Source organism: Pseudomonas sp. GW456-12-10-14-LB2 (genome assembly GCF_002884345.1).
GTDB classification, from domain to species: Bacteria; Pseudomonadota; Gammaproteobacteria; order Pseudomonadales; family Pseudomonadaceae; genus Aquipseudomonas; species Aquipseudomonas paraglycinae.
The window spans coordinates 90,203-115,755 of record NZ_POHV01000020.1; the positions used below are offsets into that span (position 1 = coordinate 90,203).

The 25,553-nt window shown below is 57.4% G+C and carries 15 protein-coding genes; 4 read left to right on the plus strand and 11 right to left on the minus strand.

Annotation, left to right across the window (positions count from 1 at the left end; genetic code table 11):
• Positions 1-733 precede the first annotated feature (733 nt).
• From C1X29_RS29700 to C1X29_RS15955, 8 genes are read right to left on the minus strand one after another with little or no spacing between them, the layout of a single operon-like run.
• A complete protein-coding gene (locus C1X29_RS29700) occupies positions 734-6,292 on the minus strand; it encodes an ATP-binding protein (RefSeq protein ID WP_102717865.1) in 5,559 nt (1,852 codons plus the stop codon).
• Positions 6,289-7,962, minus strand: a complete 1,674-nt coding sequence (locus C1X29_RS15925) for a hypothetical protein (protein WP_102717866.1) — start codon at positions 7,960-7,962, stop codon at positions 6,289-6,291. Before C1X29_RS15925 ends, C1X29_RS29700 begins: the two co-directional genes overlap by 4 nt.
• The gene (locus C1X29_RS15930; protein ID WP_102717867.1) at positions 7,962-12,119 is read right to left on the minus strand and encodes a protein kinase; all 4,158 of its coding nucleotides are present in this window, start codon (positions 12,117-12,119) and stop codon (positions 7,962-7,964) included. The genes C1X29_RS15925 and C1X29_RS15930 overlap by 1 nt, the downstream gene beginning before the upstream one ends.
• A 3-nt stretch (positions 12,120-12,122) precedes the next feature.
• On the minus strand, positions 12,123-13,523 hold the full coding sequence (locus C1X29_RS15935; RefSeq protein ID WP_102717868.1) for a restriction endonuclease subunit S: 1,401 nt from the start codon (positions 13,521-13,523) through the stop codon (positions 12,123-12,125).
• Positions 13,520-14,176, minus strand: a complete 657-nt coding sequence (locus C1X29_RS15940) for a hypothetical protein (RefSeq protein ID WP_102717869.1) — start codon at positions 14,174-14,176, stop codon at positions 13,520-13,522. The genes C1X29_RS15935 and C1X29_RS15940 overlap by 4 nt, the downstream gene beginning before the upstream one ends.
• The gene (locus C1X29_RS15945; protein ID WP_102717870.1) at positions 14,173-15,510 is read right to left on the minus strand and encodes an AAA family ATPase; all 1,338 of its coding nucleotides are present in this window, start codon (positions 15,508-15,510) and stop codon (positions 14,173-14,175) included. The genes C1X29_RS15940 and C1X29_RS15945 overlap by 4 nt, the downstream gene beginning before the upstream one ends.
• Positions 15,507-17,549: an N-6 DNA methylase gene (locus C1X29_RS15950; protein WP_218275675.1), complete on the minus strand. Its 2,043-nt coding sequence runs from the start codon at positions 17,547-17,549 to the stop codon at positions 15,507-15,509. The genes C1X29_RS15945 and C1X29_RS15950 overlap by 4 nt, the downstream gene beginning before the upstream one ends.
• Positions 17,542-17,757, minus strand: coding sequence for a helix-turn-helix domain-containing protein (locus C1X29_RS15955; RefSeq protein ID WP_039570240.1), 216 nt, complete (start codon positions 17,755-17,757; stop codon positions 17,542-17,544). The genes C1X29_RS15950 and C1X29_RS15955 overlap by 8 nt, the downstream gene beginning before the upstream one ends.
• Positions 17,758-18,525: 768 nt before the next feature.
• On the opposite strand from C1X29_RS15955, the gene C1X29_RS15960 reads away from it, so the two are divergent.
• The gene (locus C1X29_RS15960) at positions 18,526-18,894 is read left to right on the plus strand and encodes a DUF6124 family protein (RefSeq protein WP_102687335.1); all 369 of its coding nucleotides are present in this window, start codon (positions 18,526-18,528) and stop codon (positions 18,892-18,894) included.
• Between the two features lie 95 nt (positions 18,895-18,989).
• Here C1X29_RS15960 and C1X29_RS15965 read toward each other — a convergent pair whose 3' ends face one another.
• The gene (locus C1X29_RS15965) at positions 18,990-19,568 is read right to left on the minus strand and encodes a GNAT family N-acetyltransferase (RefSeq protein WP_102687334.1); all 579 of its coding nucleotides are present in this window, start codon (positions 19,566-19,568) and stop codon (positions 18,990-18,992) included.
• Between the two features lie 143 nt (positions 19,569-19,711).
• Between C1X29_RS15965 and rimJ the strand changes: the two genes are divergently transcribed.
• Positions 19,712-20,299, plus strand: coding sequence for a ribosomal protein S5-alanine N-acetyltransferase (rimJ, locus tag C1X29_RS15970; protein ID WP_102687333.1), 588 nt, complete (start codon positions 19,712-19,714; stop codon positions 20,297-20,299).
• Between the two features lie 68 nt (positions 20,300-20,367).
• Positions 20,368-21,801 carry a glycosyltransferase family 39 protein gene (locus C1X29_RS15975; protein ID WP_102717871.1) on the plus strand — a complete coding sequence of 478 codons (1,434 nt, stop codon included), beginning with the start codon at positions 20,368-20,370 and terminating at the stop codon, positions 21,799-21,801.
• Positions 21,802-21,866: 65 nt separating this feature from the next.
• On the opposite strand, the gene C1X29_RS15980 is transcribed toward C1X29_RS15975, so the two are convergent.
• Complete coding sequence (locus C1X29_RS15980; protein WP_102717872.1) at positions 21,867-22,688, minus strand: phosphatase PAP2 family protein; 822 nt, start codon at positions 22,686-22,688, stop codon at positions 21,867-21,869.
• Entirely contained in the window at positions 22,685-23,356 is a 672-nt protein-coding gene (locus C1X29_RS15985; RefSeq protein ID WP_102687330.1) for a histidine phosphatase family protein, read from the minus strand. The genes C1X29_RS15980 and C1X29_RS15985 overlap by 4 nt, the downstream gene beginning before the upstream one ends.
• A 244-nt stretch (positions 23,357-23,600) precedes the next feature.
• Here C1X29_RS15985 and C1X29_RS15990 point away from each other — a divergent pair, with 244 nt between their 5' ends.
• The gene (locus tag C1X29_RS15990) at positions 23,601-25,520 is read left to right on the plus strand and encodes a methyl-accepting chemotaxis protein (RefSeq protein ID WP_102717873.1); all 1,920 of its coding nucleotides are present in this window, start codon (positions 23,601-23,603) and stop codon (positions 25,518-25,520) included.
• The last annotated feature ends 33 nt before the right edge of the window (positions 25,521-25,553 follow it).

The following is a 25,553-nucleotide window of genomic DNA, read 5'->3' on the forward strand; positions in this document are numbered from 1 at the left end:
AGTGTGCCGAGAGGTGAGGTTGCTGCAGTGCAGCGAGGAAGGTCCATCGTCTGCCGCAGTGGGCAGATCAGTCGAGTAGGCATCCATCACTCTTGGGGAGTGACCGTGCGAGCCGCCGGACGCTAATCGCACTTCGGAAGAACCACCACATTAAGTGGCGTAGCCTTAAAGGTTCTGGCTACCTGGGCTGGTGCTGTCAACGACAGCGATCCGTGCGCCAATTTTTATACCGACTCGAAAAGGCGGTCAAGCATCACGGCCAAAACGCGCAAGAAGTGGCGACTGTCGCCACTTTTGTCGCCATGCTCCAGGCTACGTTCTACGTGCAGTGTCGCCGGTGTCGCCGCTGTCGCCATCTCTTCAACCGTAGCCTTACGACAAGCTCAGCTCTGACGTCCAAACTGCACTGACCTCGATAGATATCGAGGGTAATTACCGGCAGTAAAAGTCGGCGTGGCGTTAATCAGATATGAAATGGTGGTACGTGGTGGCTTCGAGAAAAAGCGAGTGAACCCTCCGATCAGCGCGATCAAAGATCGCTTGAACGAAGGGTTTGGCGGGAAAAGCAAAGCCGTCGGCCAGATGTAGTCTGTCATATGTGTCTAGAAAAATTAGGTGTACCTCAGACCTCAGGTACCTTGTGGTGCAAGTCTTATGCGGTGCGGGCATTGCGCTTACAACGCTTTTTTCTTTCCTCTTCTAGCTGTAATTGAGTCTGCTCGTGATGCATACATCACGAGCTTTTAACCGCGACCCTAGTTGCTCCGCCGTGCTCAGTCACTCGTGGCCGACATCTAAGCTTTACGGCCCCCTTTGAGAACGACTCGTCAGTGGCCTTGCTTGACCAGACGTAAGCCTCGCCGGCCTTGAGCAGAGCCATGCGCTCGGGAGTCAAATTGGCCAATGCGGCGTTGGCTTTCTGAATGTGCTTCAGCCAGGCGGGTGAGTTGAATTTGTGCATTATGATCTGGGTGGATAGCTCTATCAGGCTGACAGGAACAGATGGTGGATCTTGACTCGCCACCATAATGCTCACGCCCTTATGCCGCATTTCGCGTACAACTTCGATAAGCCCCGCAACAAGGTCTGGGCTTTCGATATACTTGTGGGCTTCGTCGAACACCACCAGCTTGTTGAAGCTACGCCCCTCGATTCGCGCCTCTGCAAACAGCTGCAAGAGTACGACGAAGAGTCCAAGAGCCTGGTCCTTCTCTATGTACTCATCTCGTAGGTCCACGATGATTAAGCGACCAGGCTTGACCACTTCGGTAAGCGAGGCCGAATCGTTGATGAACTCGGCAGCCAGCTCCAAACGCATTCTGGCCAGTTCCTTCAAATGCTCCGGGATCGACGACGCTTCGACACCGGCTCGCAACCCTTCCAGAGTTATGTCATCGCGCATGGACTTCATGATGCGCATGATCTGACGAATGTAGGTGGCCTGATTGCCCACGGCCCCCATCAGAAACTTCCAGTGCGAGGCCTTCAATTCCGATGCAGAGAACTGCAGCGGCAACACCTCAATGTCCGGATACTCCGCACGCCGCTCTTCGATTTTGTCTGCGGGTACAAGCAGCAAAACATCAGTCAGAGCTTTCGGCTCTGCGCCGTACACCTCCTTCAGCGCTCGGACCTGATCCTCAACGCTATTGGCACCTACCATCGACGTAAACTCGGGCTTATAGTCCATCGTCGGGCTGTAATGGAAGATCACCGTGGACAGCGGTTCTGGTAGACAGTTTATGCCTGGGATTGGCAACGAGGCCATCTCCGCAACACTGCCCAAGGTATAACTTTTCCCGCCCCCTTGAACACCGAATAGGCTGATGGTGTGGGTCTGGTTCAGGTCTAGTGCAACCTTGCGCCCAGATACTTCTCCGAGCAACCCGTATTGAGGCGTTGATCCGGTCGCGCCAAGCATGATGTCGTAGGCGACCCGGCCATTGATTGGCTGAGCAACTTCAGACGAAGCAACTGGGGCTTCGGTGACCATGGGCGTCGCCACCTTATCTTCGTCTGGCACAAGCGCGGGCTTGGAGTCAGCGATGGCAGGTTGCTTCGTCTCTGGCATTGTGATCGGCAGCTGACGCGGTTCAATCACCTCTGAGGCCAACATCACGGCCGGCTCTGGTTCGCGCACCTGCGCTGCAGGCGTGAAATTTGATGGGCTGTACGAAATTCGTGGCCTGTCGTCCCATGCCAGAGTTCTATCACGAGGCGGACTCAAGAAAGCAGCGGTTTCAAAGGTCGGAACAGCTGGCGCCAAAGTCCTGCGACGTAGCAATTCTTGGGTCACCTCGCGCGCCGTATCGGTGGATCGAACACTCAGCAAGCTCGCGATGGTCTCGGTGTCGATCACTGCTGCTTCGACCAATTGGCGAATCAGGTCAATGCCGATGCGGTAGAACTCGATGCCGTTCTCATGCTCAGCCGGTTCCGTGCCCGGTTTGCTGAAGTCGAATACCACAGCGCTTCGCGTGAACTGCAGTGTGTAAGACCGCTCATCCAAGCGACGCAAGAAGAAGTGCGCCTCTTCTGCAGCTTCAGGCAAGACAACGCCATAACGTTCCGAGCGGTCCAAATAAAATCCCAGCAAAGCTGCAAGGTCACGGTTTTTGATAGGGCGATCCGGACGATCCACTTCTGCCAACTTGGGGTCGAAGTGGTAGGCGAGAACGTGCTCGGTCTGCGCGATCTGGTCAGCAATGGATGCCTTTAACTGCGCATATGCGGCCACATCCCCAACCTGGCTGTAGCACTTCACCTCGACCAGCCTGCAGGTCACAACACGGCTCATTGGATCAAGGTCGAACAGTGCAAGATCAGTTCGCTGGAAACTGACCTCGTCGCCCATTTCCTCGGCGTTCTGACGAATAGCCTTGTACAGCTCCAGGTGAGCATCCAGGGGCACAACAACCTGGTTCTGAAACACACCTTGATGTTCAAGAAACAACCGTGAAAGGGCGAGCCCCATCGCCTCCGCTCTTTGCGAAGACGACGACAACAGCTTCAGGGCCAACCGGCCAGATAGCGAGCGAAGCTGATCTAGCATCACCAGGGCATGACTGCCTGAATTTGGGAGGCCGTATTCGCCCAAGATTGGCACCAACAATGACTCAAGCTCTGCCACTGAGCGGGAGGTGATTGCCAGCCGATGGCCCATCGCATTTGCCATGTCAGGCGAGTGATCAATCAGATAGTCAGGGCGAGTTGAGTGCCGTCGATGGTCAAAAAACTCGATGCCCAGGTTCCGATCAATAGTGAGAACCCAATCGCTAACCTCGTGCACCTGATGGAGCATCGCGCGCTCGTCGGCAGACAAGCTCAACGCCACCACCGGCCGTGCATGTGGTAAATACTGGCTACGCGCAATGGTCGCCACGGCAACCGAAAATGCACGTGAGATGCCTCCCATCAGATCTGACAAGGCCTCAGCCCCCTCAATCGGCCGTGCCACCCCATGCAGCGGGCGACGAAGCCAAGTGATGGATTGCTCATCTTCCAGGTAGTCCACCTTGAAGGGCTGGACAAGTCCATGGACGAAGGAAGAGTCATCCGAGTCCCGAACGTCTACAGCACGAATTTCCTCAGCCGGAAACAAGTCAAACAAAAATGACAAATGCGCGGCATGCAAATCAGGCTCGTCGCGGAACTCCTTGATGGCGCGGATCGCCAATCGCAACTTGGGGTGCAGGTGGCTGTCAGTCGGCGTGGAGAATGCGTCCGCCTCCTTCGCGCTAGTTCCCGAGTCAGGGGCCAGCAGTTCCAGCAGCGCCTCTCCCGTTGAAGGAGCCGCCGGATCGGGCACGAACAGCCTAATGTCGTACCGAAGATCGGCAAACTCGGAATGACGCTGCAGTGCAAGTAGCACTTCAGCCAAAGCCGTCGCCCGTCCCGAATTGAACGCGTTGATCGTCAGCGTCTCAACATACGGGTGCTGGATCAGATAACGCTGCACCCGAGCCGCCAAGTAGGTGCTATCGATGGTCGCACCGCCAATTGCTGGCTCGGGCAGCCCCAGTGCGGCGCACACCTCGCCAACCAAACCACGCGGGTCTTCTTCGTCGGTCGCCGCGTACAGCGACCAGAATGGGTTGATGTTATCCACAGCCAGCGCCGTGCGTCCAAGCTCCTCACCGAAAGGCAATACAGGTGGAAATGCTGCAGGCGAAAGCTGATTGAGAACAGCGTCTCGAGTCGGCACCACATATTCGCGGCCACTCGCCTGGCTGCGCTCCATCCAACGCTGCCCCAGCTGGCTCCAGGCGACATGCCAGTTGGCACGAAGAGGATGAGTCGGGCCCAGAAGAACGGCGTCACGCCGTCTACCCTGATAGTCCTCCAGGACCAAAGCAACTGAATCAATGGTGAGGGCGCAACGCAACTCTTCAAAAGCCAAGCGTGCAATGACGGCATCTGTTGAGTCACATCGAACCAACACAGCATCAATCCAAGCCAGGTAGGCTGCCGCATAGTTCTGAGCGGGCTCTTGCAGGCTCAGAAGGTCACTGGCCTGCATGATCAAGCGCTGATCGCCTTGCAAGACTGCACCAAAGAGGGTTGCCCGAGACTCCCGAAACCTCGCTGCTTCATCCGAGGTCGGCCATTTGAAAGAGATCGTTGATCGCGTGGCTGCGCCGGTTGCGTTGATCGACAGCCTCAATCGATTGAGGCCATCCGGGTCACCAAGAAAGGCGCGTTCCAGGCCGGCCAAGGCGGCAGACACCAAGACATTCGCTTTCCCTTCTTTTCCCAGCCGGACCTCCAGGGTCTCGCCACTAGCTGCAGTTCTGCTGCTTCGCTCCACCCAAGCGCATCCCGTGATCGAGATAGAACTGGGATCTCGATCCTGAGTTACAGCAGCAAAGCGCGCACGCAGCAGCGCATGCATCAAGCTTGGCTCGCGCGGCACAGCTCGCTGTGGAGGCTCAACCTCTACCTCGTCGTCGGTGACCACATAAAAGAGATCGCTCTCATTGGCTCGGGCAAGGGTCTCGGAGGCATCGCTGTTGAAGCGAATAGGATTGCCCTCGCCGTCAGCAAGCGGAATACGGTCACCGTCTTCAGTCTCCCCGTATACACGAACAAAGTGCCAACCCTCTTCCCAGTCGATCTTGCCAATTGACGAAAATGCGATCACCCCAGAATCCGTGCCCTTGGTCCACGCGGCCTTGCGGCGGCGCAAGCCTGTTGGGCCGTTGTCGCGCGACACCACCTCAGCCACGAATCGAGACAAGCCCTCCACCCTGGACGGAACAGGATCGACCCTGAAGGATACACTGAACTTTTTGAGGCCCGTCTTCGAGATAGGCAACACACGGTGGCCGATTAGCTCGGCCAGACGGGGGTCTTCATTGTCGTCCTTCACCACCGGCAAATCTGGCAGCTCGACATCGCCGATGAAAATGGCATCCGGATTGACGCCCCCGTCCTCAAACAGCCACTTGTTGAACGCAAGGGGCCAATTGACCCGGTCGCGGACGATTAATTGGGTCCACTCCTTCGGATTGGCAACACCAACGCTCGAAAAGAACTCACCAAGCTGCTTGCAGAAAACTGGATCGAGCAAGCCCAGCTCAAGGGCGCGCACGCGCTCCGTCTTAGTTGACCATGTGACTTGCTCGACGCATTCGCGGTTGCGAGCCACCCGCGCAGGGGCACGTTCCGCCTGCTGGAACAACTCGAAATCCGGCACGAGGGCCAGCTCGAACAGCGCCGCCCCCATAGCATCTGGGTCAAAGCCGTTGACTTGGCATGTGAGCAGGTAGCGAACCACTGCGGCATCGTCGGCATATCGCCAGCGCGAATCGCTCCGGCGCAGCTCACCCAAACAGGCTTCGACAGCAACCCGAAGGTTGGCCGGAATCTGCGTGATCAGCTGTGCATTCAGCTCAGCGTAGGCACCATCAATCGATACTTCTTCAAACGTCGCAACACCGAACGAATCCTCGGCAGAAGCACGCAGATCATTCGGCACAAAGACCAGCAGCGGGGGCCTTAGCTCGTCGTTGGGCAGCGGGTTGCGCAGTTCAACGAGCTTGGTGCTCGTCACGGCCAACTCCGGCGCTTGGGCGCGCAGGGCGTCGTCCGCTAGCACAACCACATTGGCAGAAGGAACGGCCGCACGCAGCCCCCCAGCCAATCGGATCATCAGCTCACGATCCAGGTCCGTGACACGCATGCAATGCCCAAGATCACGGGCGGCCAAGACCTTGCAGAGCCTCGGCAGCAAGACGGACTCAAGCGCCGCGCTCAGCTCTTGGCTGGTAAGTTCACGCAGGCCCCGACTCATGTGCGCTCCCCTTCTGTTCGTTCTGCAATCGTGTAGCGCGGTACAACCGTCTGGGTTACATAGGCATCGGACAAGTCGCGGTAGAAGCCAATCTCGCGCAGGCGTCCAGTAAATGCCTGAACGTTGCTTCGTAGGGCTTTTCGCTCATCGATGGTGGGCGTTGCGAACCCTTCACCGGGCGGCAACTGATCAATGTAGAGACCGTAGCGCTCACGCAGAAAAGACAGCAGATCATCTATCCGCATCTCGCCGGTGAAGTAGCCCCTATCCCCCCCTGGACGCAGCACAGCAATTTGCAGCAGCACCTCCAGCAAACGGCTCTCAAGAGAAAATCGACGAGGGGCATTTCGCGCACGCGTTTGAGCCAGCATTGCTCCCGACTTGTTCTTCAACATCGTAGCGTCTAGCGACTCGATGATGTATTTCCTGTGAAAAGCACCGCGGAGAGCGACAAGAATTTCGATGTAGGTCTCAAAATCCGAGAGCCCCATCTTCGTGATGGCTTCAACCTCGGCATCCAGTCCGGCTTCGCCCTCTGACAGAGACTCCAAAAGCCCCGACAAACGCTCGCCGAAGAACTTATCTCGCTCCTCAGCGAATGGCTCTGCTTGAAGGCCATACAGTTCACCAACAGAGAACACCGAATTCAACGGACGGATCAATTTGCCACGCCGCACAAGGTGTTCCGAGAACTCGTCTAGCTTCTTCGCAACAAAGTACGCGCGAATAAAACTCGGGATTCGCCGGTAAAAACCATCGGCACTACGCTCAGCGAGCGCAGCGGTTGCTGAGTTGGCGTTGCCCGAGAGGTCAACAAACATCCCCAGCTTGTAAGGGCAGTCACCCTGTGGTTCGCGCTGCTCACGGGGTTTCATCGGACACGCTGACTCAGCGCACAACGAATTCGCACCCTCCAGTTTTTGCCAGGCAGGCAAGAGCTTCAGCAACCGCAGGTGATAGAGCGCCAAGTGAAACGATAGCAGCACCTTCAGGTACTCCACCATCACCGAGCGCGGCATGTATTGCTTGTAGAAAAGCAGTCGCTGAATGTCCTCAGCCATCAAGTCAGCCGATCCAATACACACCGGCGCGAAGCGCTCTCCACCGGCACGGGTATCCGCCGTGTCTTTGCGCTGAGATAGGAAGTGCAAAAGCGTAGACGTCTCAATGTCCGTCAGTGCCTTATCGTTCAGCTCTCGCGTGAGTTTATCGAAGCCGTCAAAGAAGAAGCCCTTCAGGTGCTCGATGGCCTTGTGCCCCGAAAGATGCCGGGCGTGGTGCAGCATTTGGTACAAGTGCTGGGCAGCACCATAGTCACGTGAATGTTTGGGGTTACGAAAGCGGTAGGTATAACCATGCAGGGGACGTGGGCCAGCCACCGCAGCATTTTTCTTGCCACGATTAACGATGTCCATGAGGTGGGTTTCAACCCAGCGCTGCACCATGTCTCGGTGCTGAGCGAACCCCAAGAAACGGTCGCCGGCTTCGAGAATGTCGTCCACGAACTTGTCCACTGTCAGTTCGCGTTTGTCGCGAAACACGCTCGGATAGCCGCCATGTTCCAAGCGTTCAAACAAGCCCGTGAGCACGCGGTCCATCTCGATGGTCTTGAAATCGAGGTAGCTGACTTTCGGGAGGCGGAACTCCCTGTCCTTTTTTTGCAGTGCCATCAGTTCCCCCTGAAGCCTTGGGCTAAGGCCTCTGCTTTGTGCTCACTGGTCGCTGCCCCTTGCAACAAGCGCATCTCCACCCGGCCGTCGTCATGGCGAGCCAAGCGGTAGAAGTCATGCCCCGTAGTGGTCAGCAAAATCTCCCGATAGGGCTGTGCATTGAGACTGTTCTTGAACACACCCAGACACAGATAAAAGCCCTGCATCTCTTCGACACTGGGCCGGTAGCCTTCATTCAGTCGAACCAGCATCTCGAAAACATCGAGATTGATGATCAACTCACTGGAAATAGCACCGAAACCCTGGCCCTGAAACTTCAGCAGTACGCCCGTCGGCAGGTGCTCGACGAAACGCGCGTTAGCGGCAAAGTCTTGCACCTGCAGACCAAAACCCTCCGCGGGAAAAAGCCGATAGCTGCGAACCGTACCGTGCTCAACCTGACGTAATTGCAACGCCAAGCTCGTCCCCAAGCGCTCAGGTCGTTGCAACCCCTCGCCGCGGTTGATGGCATGCAGAATTTCGCTTATCAGTGCATCAATCGAGGTTTCGCCACGAACGATTTCAACCATGCGCTTGGCCGAGCGGTACGGCAGCATCTTTTCCCAGCTCGCGTCGCGGCGCTCGAAAAAGTGCTTGCGCCGGGCCATCGTCACATACTCTCGGTGCTTGCGTGCGCGCTGCCGAACGGACACGTCGGCCCATCCACGAGGCAGATCACCGAACAGACGCTTCAGCACCTCGAAATCGAATTGCCCCCGCCGCTCAAAACGGAACAGTGCCCGATCATCCGGCTGCACAAAGTCCAGCCCTCTGTCAAAGCGTGGGTCTTCCTGCTTGCCCACATCGAGTTCGCCCAGCAAGGTGAGCAATCGATCCGAAGTAGGCTGCCCACCACCCATCCAGCTGTTGAAATAATAGCTGCGCGCCACTTCGTCATGCTTTCCGGCCATATACAGCGCATGAATCTCACCACAATCACGGTTTCCGATCAGCATGAACGACAGCGCCGAACGCAGGTCACGCATCGTGATATGCAAACGACCACGCAAGTGAGCCATGGTGTAAAGGGTCTTGAGCCGTTCTAGCAAGCGTGGGCCAGCAATCTCATCCTGGAAACTGCGTGCGTTATGCAAGGCATAGCAGCTGTTCTTCAGGTCGCAGCTTTCGCAGGCTGACCAGTTCTTGGGCTGTACGATACTCTGCATCGTCCGTTCCAGAATCGAGCCCCCTTCGGCGTCTGCCACCACGCTGCGCAAGTTCAGGTTCACCACCGCGACGCCAGACTCAGTTTCACCCGACGAGAACGCCCGCCGAACCAGCGCCGTTAACTCAGAAAAGTCTTGCTCATGCGTCGCAAGGAAGTCCACCAAGCGGCCTTCATTGATTGCAATAAGGCGAGTTTCTTTCGGCGTCCAGGTTCTTGCATCGCTACCCTTGAAGGGTGACAAGAAATCCAACAACACCTGGTTGTTGTCCTTGTTGCCTTCGTCCTGGCTGCCGTCGTAGTTGATTAAGTAACGCTTGCCGCCCAATGCCAGTTCGCTGCCATTGGGCAACCCACGATTGGCAGATCCTCCAAGGACTTCAACTTCCTTCTCCAAGCGCTGCAAGAAGGCCGTTTTTCCATCGCCCGCGTTGCCAGAGATCAGCACTAAGCGGAACTCGCCTGACAGGACCGCTGGCAACAGCACCCGATCCAAGGCGGTATCCACATAGGCTGAAAATCCCAATGCATCCATACCCCGCGTACCGGCATTGCTGCGGTGGCTTTGGCTGTAGAGTGTAAGCAGGTGCGAAACGAAGGCATTGCTGTTAGGCGCGGACTTGGCCAACACCCCTTGGCTGCTGCCGGCTGCCATCGTAGCCAAGCTCACGGCTTGGATGCGCCGCGCGTGGCGCACCTCAGCCAGGGCACCACGGAAATCTGTGGCTGTGGCAAAGCGCTCCGCACGACGTGGGGCGATCGCCTTCAGCACCACGCTCACGAGCTCTGGAGCAAGGTCAGAGAACCCCGACAACTCACGCGGGTCTGGCGCAGGCTTGTTGATGGGCGGCTCTGTCGTATCCCAGGGATACCGCGAGGTCAGCGCCTCATACAGCGTCAGCCCCATGGCATAGAGGTCGCGGTCTGCGCGCTCCCCGTTATACGGGATGACCTCTGGGTCGAAGTCAGGTGGCAGATAACGACGCGAGCCGCCTCCTCGCGACTCCTTATCATCAGCCCGCACCGACACATTGAAGTCGATGATTTTCGCGCCCTTCTGCGTCCACAGCAGATTCCGCGGTTTGATGTCGCAATGATGGAAGCCATTGGCATGCAAATGCACCAAGCCCTCTATCACCTGTTTGCCTAGCTCCAGGACGTCCTCGGGCGACAGCAGGCGCTCCTGAATCATGTCGCCAACGTCAGAGCCTTCAACGTACTCGAACACCAAGAAGGGAATGTCACGACCAGGGATCACATCCGCGTCCAGCACGCGTACTACGTGTGGATGCTCAGGGATGTGCACCAGGTGACGGTACTCCTGCTTCAGGCGATCCAGAGTCGAGTGGCGATCGCTGACGATGAGTTTTACTGTGCGCGCCACATCGCCCAGCGTGTCGATAACCTTGTAGACCACGCCGAAACTGCCACGCCCCAGCTTCTTCTCGATGATGAACTTGCGGGTCAGCCTGTAGCCTGCAGGCAGGTTCAGGTAGTCGGCTTGGTCATCAGACACCTGATTGGGCTCAAAGTCAGGCACCTCAACGGGGACCGCCACTTGTAATGCCGCAGGCTGCAGCAAGGCATTCAATGCCGCCAGCGCATTGGGGGCTGGTGGCCGCTTATGCTCGTCAAACGCGCACAGACTTTGCAACCAAACATCGAAAGCGTCATTCAACTCCGGCCGCAGCGTAGATGGCTTGTTCAGGAACTCACCTACACGATCCCACACCGTGGTCGGCTCGCCCGCAAACGGGCGCTCTCCAGTGAACAGTTCATAAATGATGACGCCAGCCGAGAAGATGTCCGACGCGCTAGACGCTGCACCCGGCTCGCGGAATGCCTCTGGCGAGACATAAGCCTTCTCGACCAAATCAACGATGTCTGCAGCAATGCTCAAACTGCGGTTCTCAACTGGCTTCGCGAAATCGAAGTCCGTAATACGGGTGGTACCGTCTTGGCCGATCAGGATCGCGCCAGGCGTAAGGTTGCGATGCACCACACCATGTTGATGAGCATGTGCTAGGGCTGCCAGCAGGTCTTTGGCAACACGCCATTTCTGGTCTAGGGTCAGTGCCAACTGCGGCCGTGCCATGTGTACTGTCAGTGCTTGGCCGGGCGCGTCGTCCAGGATCAGGATGAAGGACCTGTCATCGTCGGACGGGAAGAAGTCCCGCGCGGCAACAATGTTGGGATGTAGCGGTAATTTGGATAGCGCCCGGTAGGCATTGGCAATGCGATTAACCTGGGCCTTACGCACATCTTCAGGCTGGTAGGGGTCCGCTTGATACACCCGCAGACGGGCCGTGCCTCCCGCAAAGGCGTTCTCTGCACGGAACTCGCTGTAGGCCTGCGCTGCGCCGAGCTTTTCCTTCACCTCCCAGTGGCCAAAGCGCTGCACGGCAGAGGCGGGTTTAACCACCTTCAAAGCATGCAGTATCAGCCCTTGCTGCTGCAGGATGTTCTTCGAAAAGCGCGCAGGAATGCGTGTGGCATCTTTGAAGTAGCGTTCGGCGTCCTTCAATTTCACTACACGGTCTGAATCCAGCTGCTCGCGGTCAATCAGGTGCGCATCCGGCGCAGTGAGCAAGATGGCCGCATCCACGTAGATGTCGTTCAGCTCATTCCGCCCTGGATGGGCCTGAGTTACCAGGCCCTTGACTGTGCGCGCATGCCCGCGCAGCTTACCCAGTGGCGACGGGTATGGCGCACGCCCCTCGGGATACCACTTGTTGCCGTACACATCGATGGTGCCGCGCGTGCCCTTCACATCGATCAAGTACAGCGCATGCGGCGTCAGCAGAGCAATGTCGATCTCGAAGCGCTCACCCTGGCGCTCGATTTCGAAGTTGTGCAGCAGGGTATAGCTGTCAGGCAAGCGATCCCGCAGGTAAGCAATAGCGCTGCGCTCCGCATCGTTGACCGGCTGACCTATGGGGATCACTTTTGCCATTTTCTAAGCATGCTCCTCAATCGCTCGCTCAACCGCTAACCTGGCTTCACGCTCAAGATTTAGCGCGTCGCTTCTCAGCTCTGACACACGCAGCCCTAGCTTGCCAATTGTTTCCGCCAACGTAGGTGAAAGCTCCGGAATTACACACGCACTAATCTGTCGTACGTCCAGATGTGGAATCGATGTACCAAAAGTACGCGCTTTCAACTGCCTAAGCCCGTATTCGGATGACAGAAATACGAATAAGAAACCAGCTTGAATTTCGCTGTGGCAGTTGATCCGAATCGCATCCTCAGATACAGCTCCACCAATGATGTCGCCATAGGGAAGAACGGGCCTTCCAATGACACCCTGCAACTGACCAGACCGAGGGATCAGCAACGTACTCCGCCCAACAACATATGGCGCGGCCAATCGCCGAGGTAGGTAATAGGACGGTTCGGGATCATTCCAAAATATGGCTGATGTACCAAAAAGAGGGACGCCTCCAGAATCCGCATCTAGGACAATACGCTTAAAACGATTTGGCTCTTGAATACCGCGCGCTATCTGCCCTATGGACGTTGTAGCCAAACCGCAATCGCGAATTGCGTCAACTACATCAGAGTGATATCGGCTGTGGAAAAAACCATCACAGCGCCTCTGGAGAGACGATGCTGGGACAGATGAAGTGGAAAACGGGGTCACTGAGCCGCAAGACTCAATTACAGGTAAATTTGCTGCGGCCAAAAAATCACTCATCGCTTGGCTGAGACATCTACCTGCCTCATCACGCAATACTGCGGCCTCGGAAATAAGCGAGTGAATGGATCCTTCAATATCATCCCCGAAACGAGGAACCGGTAGCCCTGCTATATGTTCGGGCTCAATGTGCTGAATGATGGCACCGTAGGTTCCTGACACCACGAGCGGGACGCCATAGCGGCTAGCCAAATAAGCGTATAGGTAGCCAGGAAAAATGCGATCTAGTTTAGGAACCACGCGCAACACATGCTCTGAACACGCCATTCCAGACGTATCCTTGCTGACATAGGTCATTCGACCGATCGTTCCCGAGCGCGTAATAAGCGTCCACTGCTCACCAAGCTTGAACTTCGGATTTTTAGCCACCTGACGCTTTGCAATTAATGGCAGATGCGAAAGATCTGCGCAGAGAATGTCCGAACTGCCTAAGAATGGAACACCAAACTCGGGATCATCGACCCAAAGCCTGCCTTCGCGCCCAGCATGGAAGATATCATCGGTAAGATCTGCCAACTTTTCTGTCTGAACCGATAATCGACTTAAAGCATCCCGGGCCTCCAACGCACCGGACATGTAGGGGTTGCAATCTAATCGTCGCCCGCCTTCATCCAGCCAGCTGGATCGGACGATGCGCGCGTTCTTAAAACTCGCGAAAGTCATGGAGAGACCTCCAATGGAAACCACGCCAGGAACGCTTCGTGCATCTCGACAAATGCCGCGTCTGTGCATCCTTTGATCGAAATATGCTCCGCAAGCTTTTGATAAATCGCCGAAGAACGGGGTTGACGTGTTTGCTTCATGACCCACTCTGCCGCCTCTTTTGGCCGAGGCGGCTTAGCAATGCCAAGTGGCCACCAGCCACTATCGGCTAGATGTTGGCGCAGGGGCTTGTCTTCCTTGTAGCGAAGCGCGTCCGCTACTTGTGGTTTGTCTTGCCACAGCCAGTTCTCTAACTCCGGATCAATCGCGATAACCTTGACCGCATTCTCAGACCAGCCACTTGCCACTAAACGTGCCGTGATGCGCTCAACAATGGCGATCTTGCCCGGTGACCCTTCCCACTCACAATCCAGAACCACCAATGCACAGTGGTGACTGTTTTGGTAGGGACGTAGCAGCTCATGGCCCTTGGTATACACGCCTGGATCGTTCCCGCCCTCATCGACAAGCAGGTCAGCACCGACATCGGTGTTTATCTCAAAGGGCGCACAGCCAAGACTCAGATTCCATCCGTCGCGATTGAAATAGCCTCGGAAGGTAGCGGCCATGTTGCTATCGGCGACCAAGATGACACAGGGGCGTTTGTTCATCATCCCAGCACCCCCGCCGCAAAAAGGCTACCAAGATCAATACCACCACGCCATTTTTGCAAGCGCGGGTGATCGATACCCGAAAGCATCTCCACGCCTCCTTCGCTAGCGAGCCTGGCGCACAACAATTGTTCCAGCTTGGCGCGAGCCAATACCACAGGTGAGTGCGATGACACCCATACCTGACTGTCGTACATCGATGAAAGCGATTGCAGAACGGCCTCAATGGCGCGCGGATGAATACCGTTCTCAGGTTCCTCGGTCACAAGGATGGCAGGGTGTTTACTAAGGTAAGGCAACAGCGTCAGAGTCAGGATGCGTAAAGTACCATCAGACAAACCGAGTGATGGCACCTTGAAATCGCCCTTGTAGCTGACCACGAAGTATGCGTGGTGGTCGTCTTCGCGCTCACGCACATCAATGTCGGTCACCTGCGGCAATGCGGTTTGCACATGTGCAATCCAGTCGGCATAGCGTTCACTGCGGAATACCGCTGGGGCGCCCTCTGTTGCGCCCTCTCGCTTTAGCTCCAGTGCAAGCCAGGGAATATTGCGGCCATTGGCCGTTATTACCTTGGGTTGCCCCGGCGGGCTGGCTTGGCGCATGGCCGACCAGTCGGGCTCCAGAAACACTGCATCAGTGGTCAGCAAACCGTGCAACCAACGGGCAGCAGGATAGCCCGCCTCGGACTCGAACAGCACACGAGGCATGGCAAGCAGTGTTTCAGGCAGACCTACTTTGGCAGCGCTAGCCTGCGGCGTCTCGGGCGTAAACTCAGAATCGTAGCCAATCTCGCGCTTAAGCGTCAGGTGCCAGTGCTTCTTACTGCCAGCAGAAACTCCATGAAAACCTGCTTGACGGCGGTCAGGCCCGTCCGATTCAGGAAACATGAACAGGTACTCATAAGCCACCTGCAGAGCCTGATCGGCACCGATCCGCAAGCCAATCTCATAACGAATGTGGGTTGGCCAGCGACGGCGATCTTCCTGCAATACCTGACGCGACCGCTCCGTTCGCTTTCTAACAAACATGCCTTCAAGCACCCTAGATTGCACATCGTCCGGAAGACGCGCCTCAACAGCCAGCGAAAAATCGCTGCCGCGTCCAGCAAAGACGAGTTCATTCAGATTACCCGCACGAGGGGGCAGCTCAGGGCGGCGCTCCATGAAGGGAGCGGAGACATTTGTAGCACGTAGCAAGTCGCCGAACAGCACCGGAAGATCTAGCAGCGTGGTTTTTCCCGAGCCGTTGGCACCGACCAGTACCCGAAAGTCACCGACATCAACGCCCAGGTGTTCAAAGCAGCGATAGCGTGTAGCCTCAAGTCGCGTGATCATTTGCTGGGCTCCGGGTGTTTGGCACGGAACTCGGCATAGGCCTTAGCGATTTCGGGCAGGTCATCGTCTAGGATGCGCTCTTTGCGATGAAGCGTACGTACATGAAGGCCCCCACCGATACGGACTTTCTCTTCGTGACTAACATCTACGAGTATTTCTTCACCATCAGGGTGACGCTTGTACAGTGTGTTGCCACGGCGATCGAAGCCGACTTTATCAGCTACTGCCATAAACACGGGATAGTCCTTTTCCTGACCCAAATCCTCTGCCTGAATGACTTCCGCAGGCTTACGCTTGATGAACAGTAGACTGGTGAGAATGTTGACGTTTGCCTCGACGATGAACGATTCCACTGGCAAGTCGATGCTGGCTAGCACCCAGCAATGGCGAAGAATCCAGTAACGGATGTACTCGTCACCAGGGTTGCCCAAGATTCCATCAGGCAGAACGATGCCCGCTCGGCCTCCCGGCCTGAGCCATTTCACGCAGCGCTCGATGAACAAGACTTCCGGTGACACTGCTGGCTTTATGGCGTTGGTCATCACAAAACCATCGCCTTGTCGCTCCCAACGGCGGGCTAGCTCATACTGCTCAAGGATGGTCTTTTCGGTAACGGGAATGTCAGATCCGAACGGTGGGTTGGTCATCAAGACATCAATCGTACCGAGCGGGATAGACTCTCTCGCTGCCTGAACGCCCGGGAGATGTCCCACTGGGAACTCCAGCGAGTTCATGTGATAGAGGTGGCCCAGCGAGTTGCCTGCCATCATCACGTTCATCTGAGCAGCCCTTACCAGGAAAGGGTCGAAATCAGCACCGAACAGGTTCTTGGCTGCGTAGTTGGCCAGCCGATCTCGGATGGATAGGAACTCTTCAGTGTTCTCATCGCCTGCCTTGATGCGCTTTTCTTCGTGGAAGACCTTGTTCAGGTAGTTCAGAGTCTCAACCAGGAAGCCCCCCGTACCGCACGACGAATCCAACACACGCTCGTGCTCTTTAGGTGCGAGCATCTTAACAACGAGACTGATGGCCCCTCGCGGTGTGAAATACTGGCCGCGATCTCCACGCAGGTTAGTTCCTACGATCTCCTGATAGGCAGCACCTTTGGCATCAACATCAGTACGCCCGAAGTCGTAACGAGCCAGCTCCGAGACAATGAAAGCCAATGCCCGGTCGGACAGAGTAATTTCTTCATTCCCCTTGAACAGGCCGTCATACTTCTTCTTCACTCGCTCAAAGAGCGGCTTGATCCGTAGGCGAATAGCTTTCTGGCCTTCCGTATCAAAAGGCTCGAAGGGGCCTACGTAGAAACCTCGAGCCTCATTGGGCTGCTGTTCGTCATACATCTTGCAAAAGATGAGGTACAGGAACTGCCAGAAAGCGGCGTCCTTGGGCATACCCTCGTTACCATGAATGTAGTTATGGCAACGACGAAAAGCGGTACGCAGCATCACTGGATCTGCACGGCGCATCCGCCCCATGGAGCGACCTTCAACACTGAAGGAATCATCTCCCAATGGCCAGTCACCGATGGGCTTGAACTTGGTATCGAAGCGGGTGACCTCCTTCTTGAAAAAGAAGAACTCCAGTCCATTGGTCCACAGCCCGTAATCGCAGCTATCGACCTCAGCCATCACGGCCTCCAGCACCTCGAACTCTTTGCGCGCCTCTTCTGGATCACGCATGCGATAGGCCCCCTTAGTACCGATCTTGGGCTCTTTCTCAATCACCACAGCACGGTAAAGGTTGTCTAAAGTGTGCGCCTGGCCCGGCTTAAAGATCGCGATGTCGAGCTTGCGATTCTTGCCCAGCACCTTGACCTTGAAGTCGGGCTCCATGTCTTCGGCCGCGATTCCGTACTCATGGATGATGGCGCGCGCAATGCGCTGGCGAACCTTTTCTTTGTCGCTGTCTTTCACCGGGTTGCCGGTGATGTAATCAAAGACCTTGCCCTCTTCGAGCGCGCGCTCTGGCGCTTGGGATTCTTGATCAAGGTCGCTCATGTCATTGCTGTCCTGTGTGGAGCGCTGCTTAGGCATTGCGCGGCTCCTTGTTGTCAAAGTCATCAGTACTCGCAGCGGCACCGCCTTCTCGCACCCAGGTGTCCACGTCTTCCTTTTTGAATTTCCAGAAGCGCCCAACCTTATGCCCAGGCATGCCTTTAGAGGTCACCCAGGTATAGATGGTGTCTTTGGCTACGCCTAGGTAATCGGCGATTTCATCGACGGATAGCCAGCGGTCGTCCATAGCAAAGCCCTAATTGCTGTATAGGTATTAGAGGGGGAGCTTACACGTAGTCAAACCTGCCTGCATGGGTTAGGCAGGGTTAGGTAGGGTAAAACCTAGTAAGCCCGCCTTTCACCCGCCCCAGAGCGGAAGTGATGATCTAGGTTTTACCCTGATCCACGACGATTGCGACCGCAGCGGCGGCGATGCTGTCGCGGGTGAAAGTTAGTTGCCTCAAGTGGATCTCAAACTACCGGCCCTATTGCATCGACAACCCCTTCTCCAGAGTGAAGTCATTAGGCATGGCAAAGCTTTAACCCGTCGCACATAGCACCGAGGAGCTTGAACCAGGATAACGGTAGCCAAATCGATGCCGACGAAAGCCATGACTGTGGGACGATTCATATTTCGGCTTAATTCACTAACCGCGCTGCGATCAGGCCGTGCATCCGAGCCCGGTCGTAGGTTCGGAAAGACTTAGGGAAAAGGTATTCCAATCGGTATTCCACAGAAAAACTTAAACCTATAAAGCTGATTTAAATCAAATATCTATAACCAAGGTTCAAATCCCCCCGGCTTACCAACTCCCAACGCGGGCCTTGTCGCATTTGCCGTTCTACATCCAGACAACACCCCCACCCAACGTCCTGGGAAATTTCCCGCAACCCGCGTCGACTTTCATGAACTGGTTCAAGATGCTTCCAAACGCTAGTCTTCGCGCTCCGCTGCAACCCGGCAGATGGTTTACCAAAGGGATTCGCCGGGAGCCTGAAACCATGGAGCCTCGTCATGAAAAAAGACACCCCAAGCCTGCCTGATCAAACACCGCCTCACGAAACCGAATCGAAAGAACCGGCTGTGCTTGCCCAGCCTCAGGAGTACGTGAGAAAGCCGCGTCGCACCCTGCCTTTCAACGAGATTTTCTCCGTGCGCACCGACGTGGATACGGCCACTCTGCTGACCCATGCCTGCGAAACCCTGGCGGCGCTCAACATGATGACGGCGAACATCGCCGATGATTTCACAAGTTCTCAGCGCAGCCGGTTGCTGGCGATCCGGCAGCTGTCGATCATGACTGAAATGCTGGTCAATCGGGCCGTGGAGAACCTTGATCCGGTGAATCTGGTGCCCCGTACGACGGCGCCTGTCGTGCACTGAAAAACGACCGCTCGTCGATGACGCAAGTCGTTCATCGACATGAACTTTTCTTCACCCCGGCGGCGGTGATGGCCGTGTACATTGGCCTCGCTCATTCAAGAAACTACGGTTCGCCCGCGCTCCTGCGGGCTTTTTTTCGCCTGCGTTTTGCCTGGCAGGCGATAGACGCAGGTGTCTTGCTCGCCGTGCCGTTCCGATTGCCGGGCCCCTGGGTGGATCCTGATCAACACAAACCCGACAGCCTCGGCCAGACGCCGGCTTCGCGCATTGGCAGAGGACGCCGTCAGGTAAAAGGTGAATTCAGGAAGGTTGTTGAGCAGGTGCGTGAGGGCGGCGCGCATGTAGCCCTTGCCCGATTGCTCGGTGTTGGCCCAATAACCCACGACGTAGCGGTTGCGCGAGCGGGGCTTGAGTCCGATGCAACCGATCAGCGCTTGCCCGTCCTCGGTCACGATCAGCCATCGTCGCTCGCCGGTTTCACTGTTGAACTCTTTTTGGGCCTTCAGCAGAAACTCGAGCGCCTGCTCCGCGTTGGTGTACTTACGCGGCCAAGGCAGAAATTCCGAATGATCGAGGTAACTGGCGTTCAGCGCCTGCTGAAACAACGAGTAAAACGCCGGATCCGCCGGTATCAGTCGCAGCGACTGCTCCCCCGCCTTGAATGCCCATTCCATCATGTCCTCCTTGAACGACGCATCTCATAACCGGATGTGAAGTGAATCAGGGAAATTTATAGTGCTCTGCGTTCGGCGATCCAGTTGTGTTTTCCGTCCGGCCGGACAATTCTGTCAATCATTCCCTGCTTCCGGAGCACCCGATGCCGCTGCTGACCCTGCCCTGTCAACGCCTGACGCTCGCGGTACTCGACCCGGATCAAGCGGCGCTGGAAAGCGCGTTCTACCAGCGCAATCAACGTCACCTCGCGCCGTGGTCGCCGATCCGTACCACCGATTATTTCTCCACGGAACAGATCCGCCGGCGCCTTGAAATACAGGCCAGTGCCTTCGAAGCCGGGCTGGCGGTGCATATGGCGTTGCTGACCCCGGATGGTGAGCAGATGATCGGCGCCTGCAATTTCAGCGGGATCATTCGCGGTGCGTTTCAGGCGTGCTATCTGGGTTATCACATCGACGAGGCGCATCAGGGCAAGGGGTTGATGCAGGAAGCGCTGGAAGCAGCCATCGCCTACATGTTCGACACCCAGAACCTGCACCGGATCATGGCCAACTACATTCCCGGCAATGAACGCAGCGCCCGGTTGCTTGAGCGTCTCGGGTTCGAGCGTGAGGGCTACGCCAAGGCCTATCTGAATATCGCCGGGCGCTGGCAGGATCATGTGCTGACGGCGCGGGTCAATCCGCGTTTTGAAGCGCCGGAGCAACGCTGGTCGCGGCCGCTGTCGTGACGTTCACAATTTATTAAGGATTGGCCGCGTAAGCTCGGGTTTCCGCTCACTTCCGGTTGCCTGAACCCATGTCGCGTGCCGCCTCTTCCCTGCTTCTGCTTGCCGCTCTGCTGTTCTTTTTCGCCCTCGGCAGCCATCAACTGCAAGGTTCCACCGAGGCCCGGGTTGCGGGCATTGCGATGGAAATGCACCTGGACAACGACTGGGTGACACCGCGTCTGTTCGGTGAGCCCTTCCTGGAAAAACCGCCCCTGAGCCTGTGGCTGGACGCCGGCGCCCTGCGCGTTTTCGGCGTCTCGCCCTGGGCGGTGCGACTGGCGTCGGCGGTGGCCGGGTTGCTCAGCGTGATGCTGCTGTATGCAATGCTGCGTCGCTTCGATCGCCCGAAGGCCATCGCCTGGACGGCGGGAATTCTGCTGGCGACCATGGCCAGTTACTGGAGCAACGTACGCGGCGTCGGCGAGGATGCGTTGCTCGCCCTCGGCGTGACCACGGCACTGTTGGCGTTCTTTCAGGCGCAGCGAGCATCGAACCCGGGCAGTTCGTTGCTGTTTGTGGTCGGGATTGCGATTGCCACGCTGAGCAAAGGCGTGCTCGGGCTGGCGATGCCGGGCGTGGTGATTTTCGCTTTTCTGCTGGCCGACAACCTGATGGACAAGCGCTTCAAGCTGACGGACTGGCTGCGTCCGGGTTTGCTGACCCTGGTCGGCCTGATCCCGCTGATGATCTGGCTCGCCGTGCTCTATCAGCGTGGCGGCGTCCAGGCGGTCAGCGAAGTGTTGCTGACCAACAGCGTTGGACGTTTCAGCGGATCGTTCGTCGAAGCCGGGCACTACGAGCCGTTCTACTATTACCTTGCCAAGCTGCCGCAGGCGTTCCTACCGTGGAACATTCTGGTCTACCTGGGCCTGTGGCATTTTCGCAAGGAGCTGAAGGCCAACCGTTACCTGCTATTTTTCAGCCTGTGGATCATCGCGCAGTTCATCCTGCTGACCCTGGCCTCGAGCAAACGTACGGTGTACCTGATGTCGATGACACCCGCAGCGGCGGTGATCGCAGCGGAATACGCGGGCGTGCTGTTCGACAAGTTGAAGGATCACAAGAACGGTTTTGTCGGACGAATCGCCCGTCATCGTCAGACAGTGGTGGCGGGGATACTGACGGTGGTCATCGCCAGCTACCTAGGCGCCGCGCAATGGGCACTGCCAAACGCCGATAAACACCTGTCGTTCCTGCCGCTGACCGAACACATTCAGGCCCTGCAGGCGAGCGGCAATCAAGTCGCGTTGTTTCAAGCCAACGAACGGGTCGGCGGTGCCAGCGTGTTCTACACCCAAAGCGTCCTGAAGGGCCTGGATACCGATGCGCAGCTCCGGGAGTTTCTCAGTGCATCTCCCTCGCACATCGCCGTGATGTCGGGAGACAGCGAACCCGCCGCCCCGCTGAAAGTCCACAAGACCATGATGGTCGGGCGCCAGGCGTATTACTTCGTGGGCTATTGAAACCACGACAGCACAAACGAAAAACCCGCCGGTGATGGCGGGTTTTTCATTTCAGCGGCGAGGACTCAGAGAGAAACCTCAGGCTGTGCAGCGAACACCTTCCGCTCACGCTTGCTCAACACCGGCAACTCCAGACGAGCCTGCCCGTAAAACGCCAGCGCCGCCAGCAAACACGCCAGCCACACGAAAATGCCGGCCCAGAACGTGTGGGACATGTAGTGCCAGCCCTGTAGGACCCGCGTGGTGCCGTAGACAAAACCGAGCAGCAGCGAGCCCCACAACAACGCGCTGGAGAAACGCCACTGGTAACGACGCGCCACGAAATACAGCGCCAGCATGGTGAAGCCACCGGAAGCATGACCGCCCGGCCAGCAACGCCCTTCACCCGCTTCGTGGAACAGCTGGAAATTGTTGTACCACTCGATGTGCGGCATCTTTCCGCCGTACAGCGTGGTTTCGATCGGGCAGTAAACGCTGGTGTGCGACTTGAGGAAATGGATCACCCCGGTGCAGACCGCGAAAGCCACCACCACAAACAGAAAATCCCTACGGTGCTCGGCGGCAAAGCGCAGCACCGGCGCGACTTTACTGCGCTCGAGAAACCCGCCCAGACGCGGATGCCTTTGCGGTTTCACCAGCGGCCAGACCAACGACAACACGGCGCCGATCAAGGCGATTTCAGCGGTCCAGTTCGGAATGATCCGCGCCCACTTGTGGGTCAGTTTTTCAAAGAAGTGAATCTTGTCGAGCGGAAATGTGTGGGTCAGTGGATCGAACAGCAAATTGCTGAAAGCGATGTCGATGTTGGTCATGTCGAACATCAGAAAAACCACGGCTGCGCAGAGCAGCGGGATGCCGAAATTGTAAGCATAAAAGCGTGATTTCATCGGGTGGTCACCGTGCGCCAGTCGGAGGCTTCAATGAAGCCGAGCATTTGTGGGGCCGCCGGGCTGGCGGCGGAAACAAACAGCGATGCGCCGTACCCGAGGGTCGAGGCCGGCACCTTGAGGTCTTTTTCCAGCTGCGCCATGCATTCGCTGTGGGTCACCAGAATCAGGTTGCGTCCCGGGACCTTGTGCGCGAGCGCATCCTGCAACATCCGGCCCTTGCAACTGATCAACCAGTCTTCGCCGGTCGCGGCCTTGTTGAACATGTAGCCGGCGGTCTGCACCGTACGCACCATCGGGCTGTTGTAGACGTCGGCCTTGTCCAGACCCAACTGCTCGAACTGCGCGCCGACGCTCACCGCGACACTGCGCGAGCGATCGGTGATGCCATCGTGGCCGCTCAGGCACGGGGCTTTCGAGTGGTCGCAGCGCTCGACGTGACGCACCAGCACGATGATGTCGCCTTTGCTCCAACCGTCCTTCAGCGCCTGCGCGCCGGCCACATTGCCGTGGGCAAGGTCCGGCACCGCCGCCGGGGCGAGCAGCCACAGGGTCAGCGGAATGACCAGCACCGAGGCCGCCAAGACCACCCAGGTGTTTCGAAAACGGGTCAGACCGCTCAGATCAATCGAGCGCTTGACGCCGAACAGACTCAGTCGCAATTCCACAAAAAGCCGCCATCAGGTGTCATTCGATGCGGCGAGGTTAGAGAGCACGGCGTGGGCAGGCAGTGAAACCCATGTGAAAAAAGTCTTGTGAGTGCCTGTTACAAATTCCGTAGGACAAAAACCTTTCAGCTCTCGGATTTGCGGCCGATACAGTCCTGCTTACACCCTTGCTGGCGCAAAAAAACAACAATCTTCCAGCCTGACCGACGATCAAGACGCACAACGTTTTTCTGGAGGATTTTTGATGAATAGCTGGTTCGGCAACATCAGCGTGAACCTGAAACTGGGGCTCGGATTCGGCCTCGTCCTGGCCCTGACCTGCATCCTGGCGCTCACCGGCTGGACCAGCCTGGGCGGCCTGATTGACCGCAGCAACTGGATGAGCGACATCACCCAGCTCAACGCTGGCCTGACCAAACTGCGCGTGGTGCGCCTGCAATACATGCTGACCAACGGCGACGAAACCGCCGCGCAGAACGTGCAGACCACCCTCGACGGTTTCGCCGCCCAACAGCAGAAGCTGATCAGCAGCTTCAAGAGCCCGGAAAACGTCAAACTGCTCAAGGAGCAGGCGGCGACCATCGCCGAGTACCAGACTTCGCTCAACAAGATGCGTAACGCCTACCGCACCGGCAACACGGCGCGCGACTCGATGGCCACCAGTGCCGCGACGGCCTACGGCCTGATCGAAGCGCTGAGCAACCGCGTCCAGCAAATGCCGCTGAGCGATGAGCGTTTCGAGCAGTTCCAGGCCGTCACCGCCGCCAAGGAAGCGTTCATCCTGGCGCGCTACGAAGTGCGTGGCTATACCGCCACCGCCAACGCCGAGACCGAGCAGAAAGCCGTCGGCCAACTGGACGTGGCCATCGCCAGCCTCAAGCCACTGAACATGCATTTCGCCAGCACCCAACAGGACGCCCTGCGTCAGCTGGAAACCGCACTGACCAACTACCGCAGCGCCTTGCAGGCCTTCAAGAACGCCAACACCGATGCGGTGCAGGCGCGCAAGGAAATGACCGATCAGGGCGCGACCATCGTGACCCTGAGCGAGCAGCTGTATCAGATCCAGCTCGATCGCCGTGATGCAGAAAGCGCCCAGGCCCGCACCCTGCAACTGATCAGCACCCTGCTGGCGTTGCTGGTCGGCATCATCGCTGCCTTCATCATCACCCGTCAGATCACCCGTCCGCTGCAGGAAACCATGGCTGTGGTCGACCGCATCGCCAGCGGCGACCTGAGCCAGAACGTGATCGTCACCCGCCGCGACGAACTCGGCGTGCTGCAACAAGGCATCGCGCGCATGGGCGTGACCCTGCGCGACCTGATCAGCGGCATCCGCGACGGGGTGACCCAGATCGCCAGCGCCGCCGAAGAACTGTCGGCCGTGACCGAACAGACCAGCGCCGGCGTGAACAGCCAGAAGGTCGAGACCGATCAGGTCGCCACCGCGATGCACGAGATGACTGCCACCGTGCAGGAAGTCGCGCGCAACGCCGAAGAAGCCTCGCAAGCCGCAGCTGCCGCTGACGGCGAAGCCCGCGAAGGCGACAAAGTGGTGAACGAAGCCATCGCCCAGATCGAGCGTCTGGCCAGCGAAGTGGTGCGCTCCACCGAAGCCATGAGCGTGCTGCAACAGGAAAGCGACAAGATCGGCAGCGTCATGGACGTGATCAAGGCTGTGGCCGAACAGACCAACCTGCTGGCCCTCAACGCTGCCATCGAAGCCGCCCGTGCCGGTGAAGCCGGTCGCGGTTTTGCCGTGGTTGCCGACGAAGTCCGTGGCCTGGCCCAGCGCACGCAGAAATCCACCGAGGAAATCGAAGGCCTGGTGGCCGGTCTGCAGAACGGCACTCAGCAAGTGGCCGCCGTGATGAACAACAGCCGCGCCCTGACCGACAGCAGCGTCGCCCTGACCCGCAAGGCTGGCGACTCGCTGGAAAACATCACCCGCACGGTGTCGAACATCCAGTCGATGAACCAGCAGATCGCCGCAGCCGCCGAACAGCAAAGCGCCGTGGCCGAAGAAATCAGCCGCAGCATCATCAACGTCCGTGACGTGTCGGAACAGACCGCAGCGGCGAGTGATGAGACGGCCAAGTCCAGCGTTGAACTGGCGCGGTTGGGTGGGCAGTTGCAGCAGATGGTGAGCCACTTCCGCGTGTAAACCCTGCACACGAAAACCGAAGTACAAAGAAGG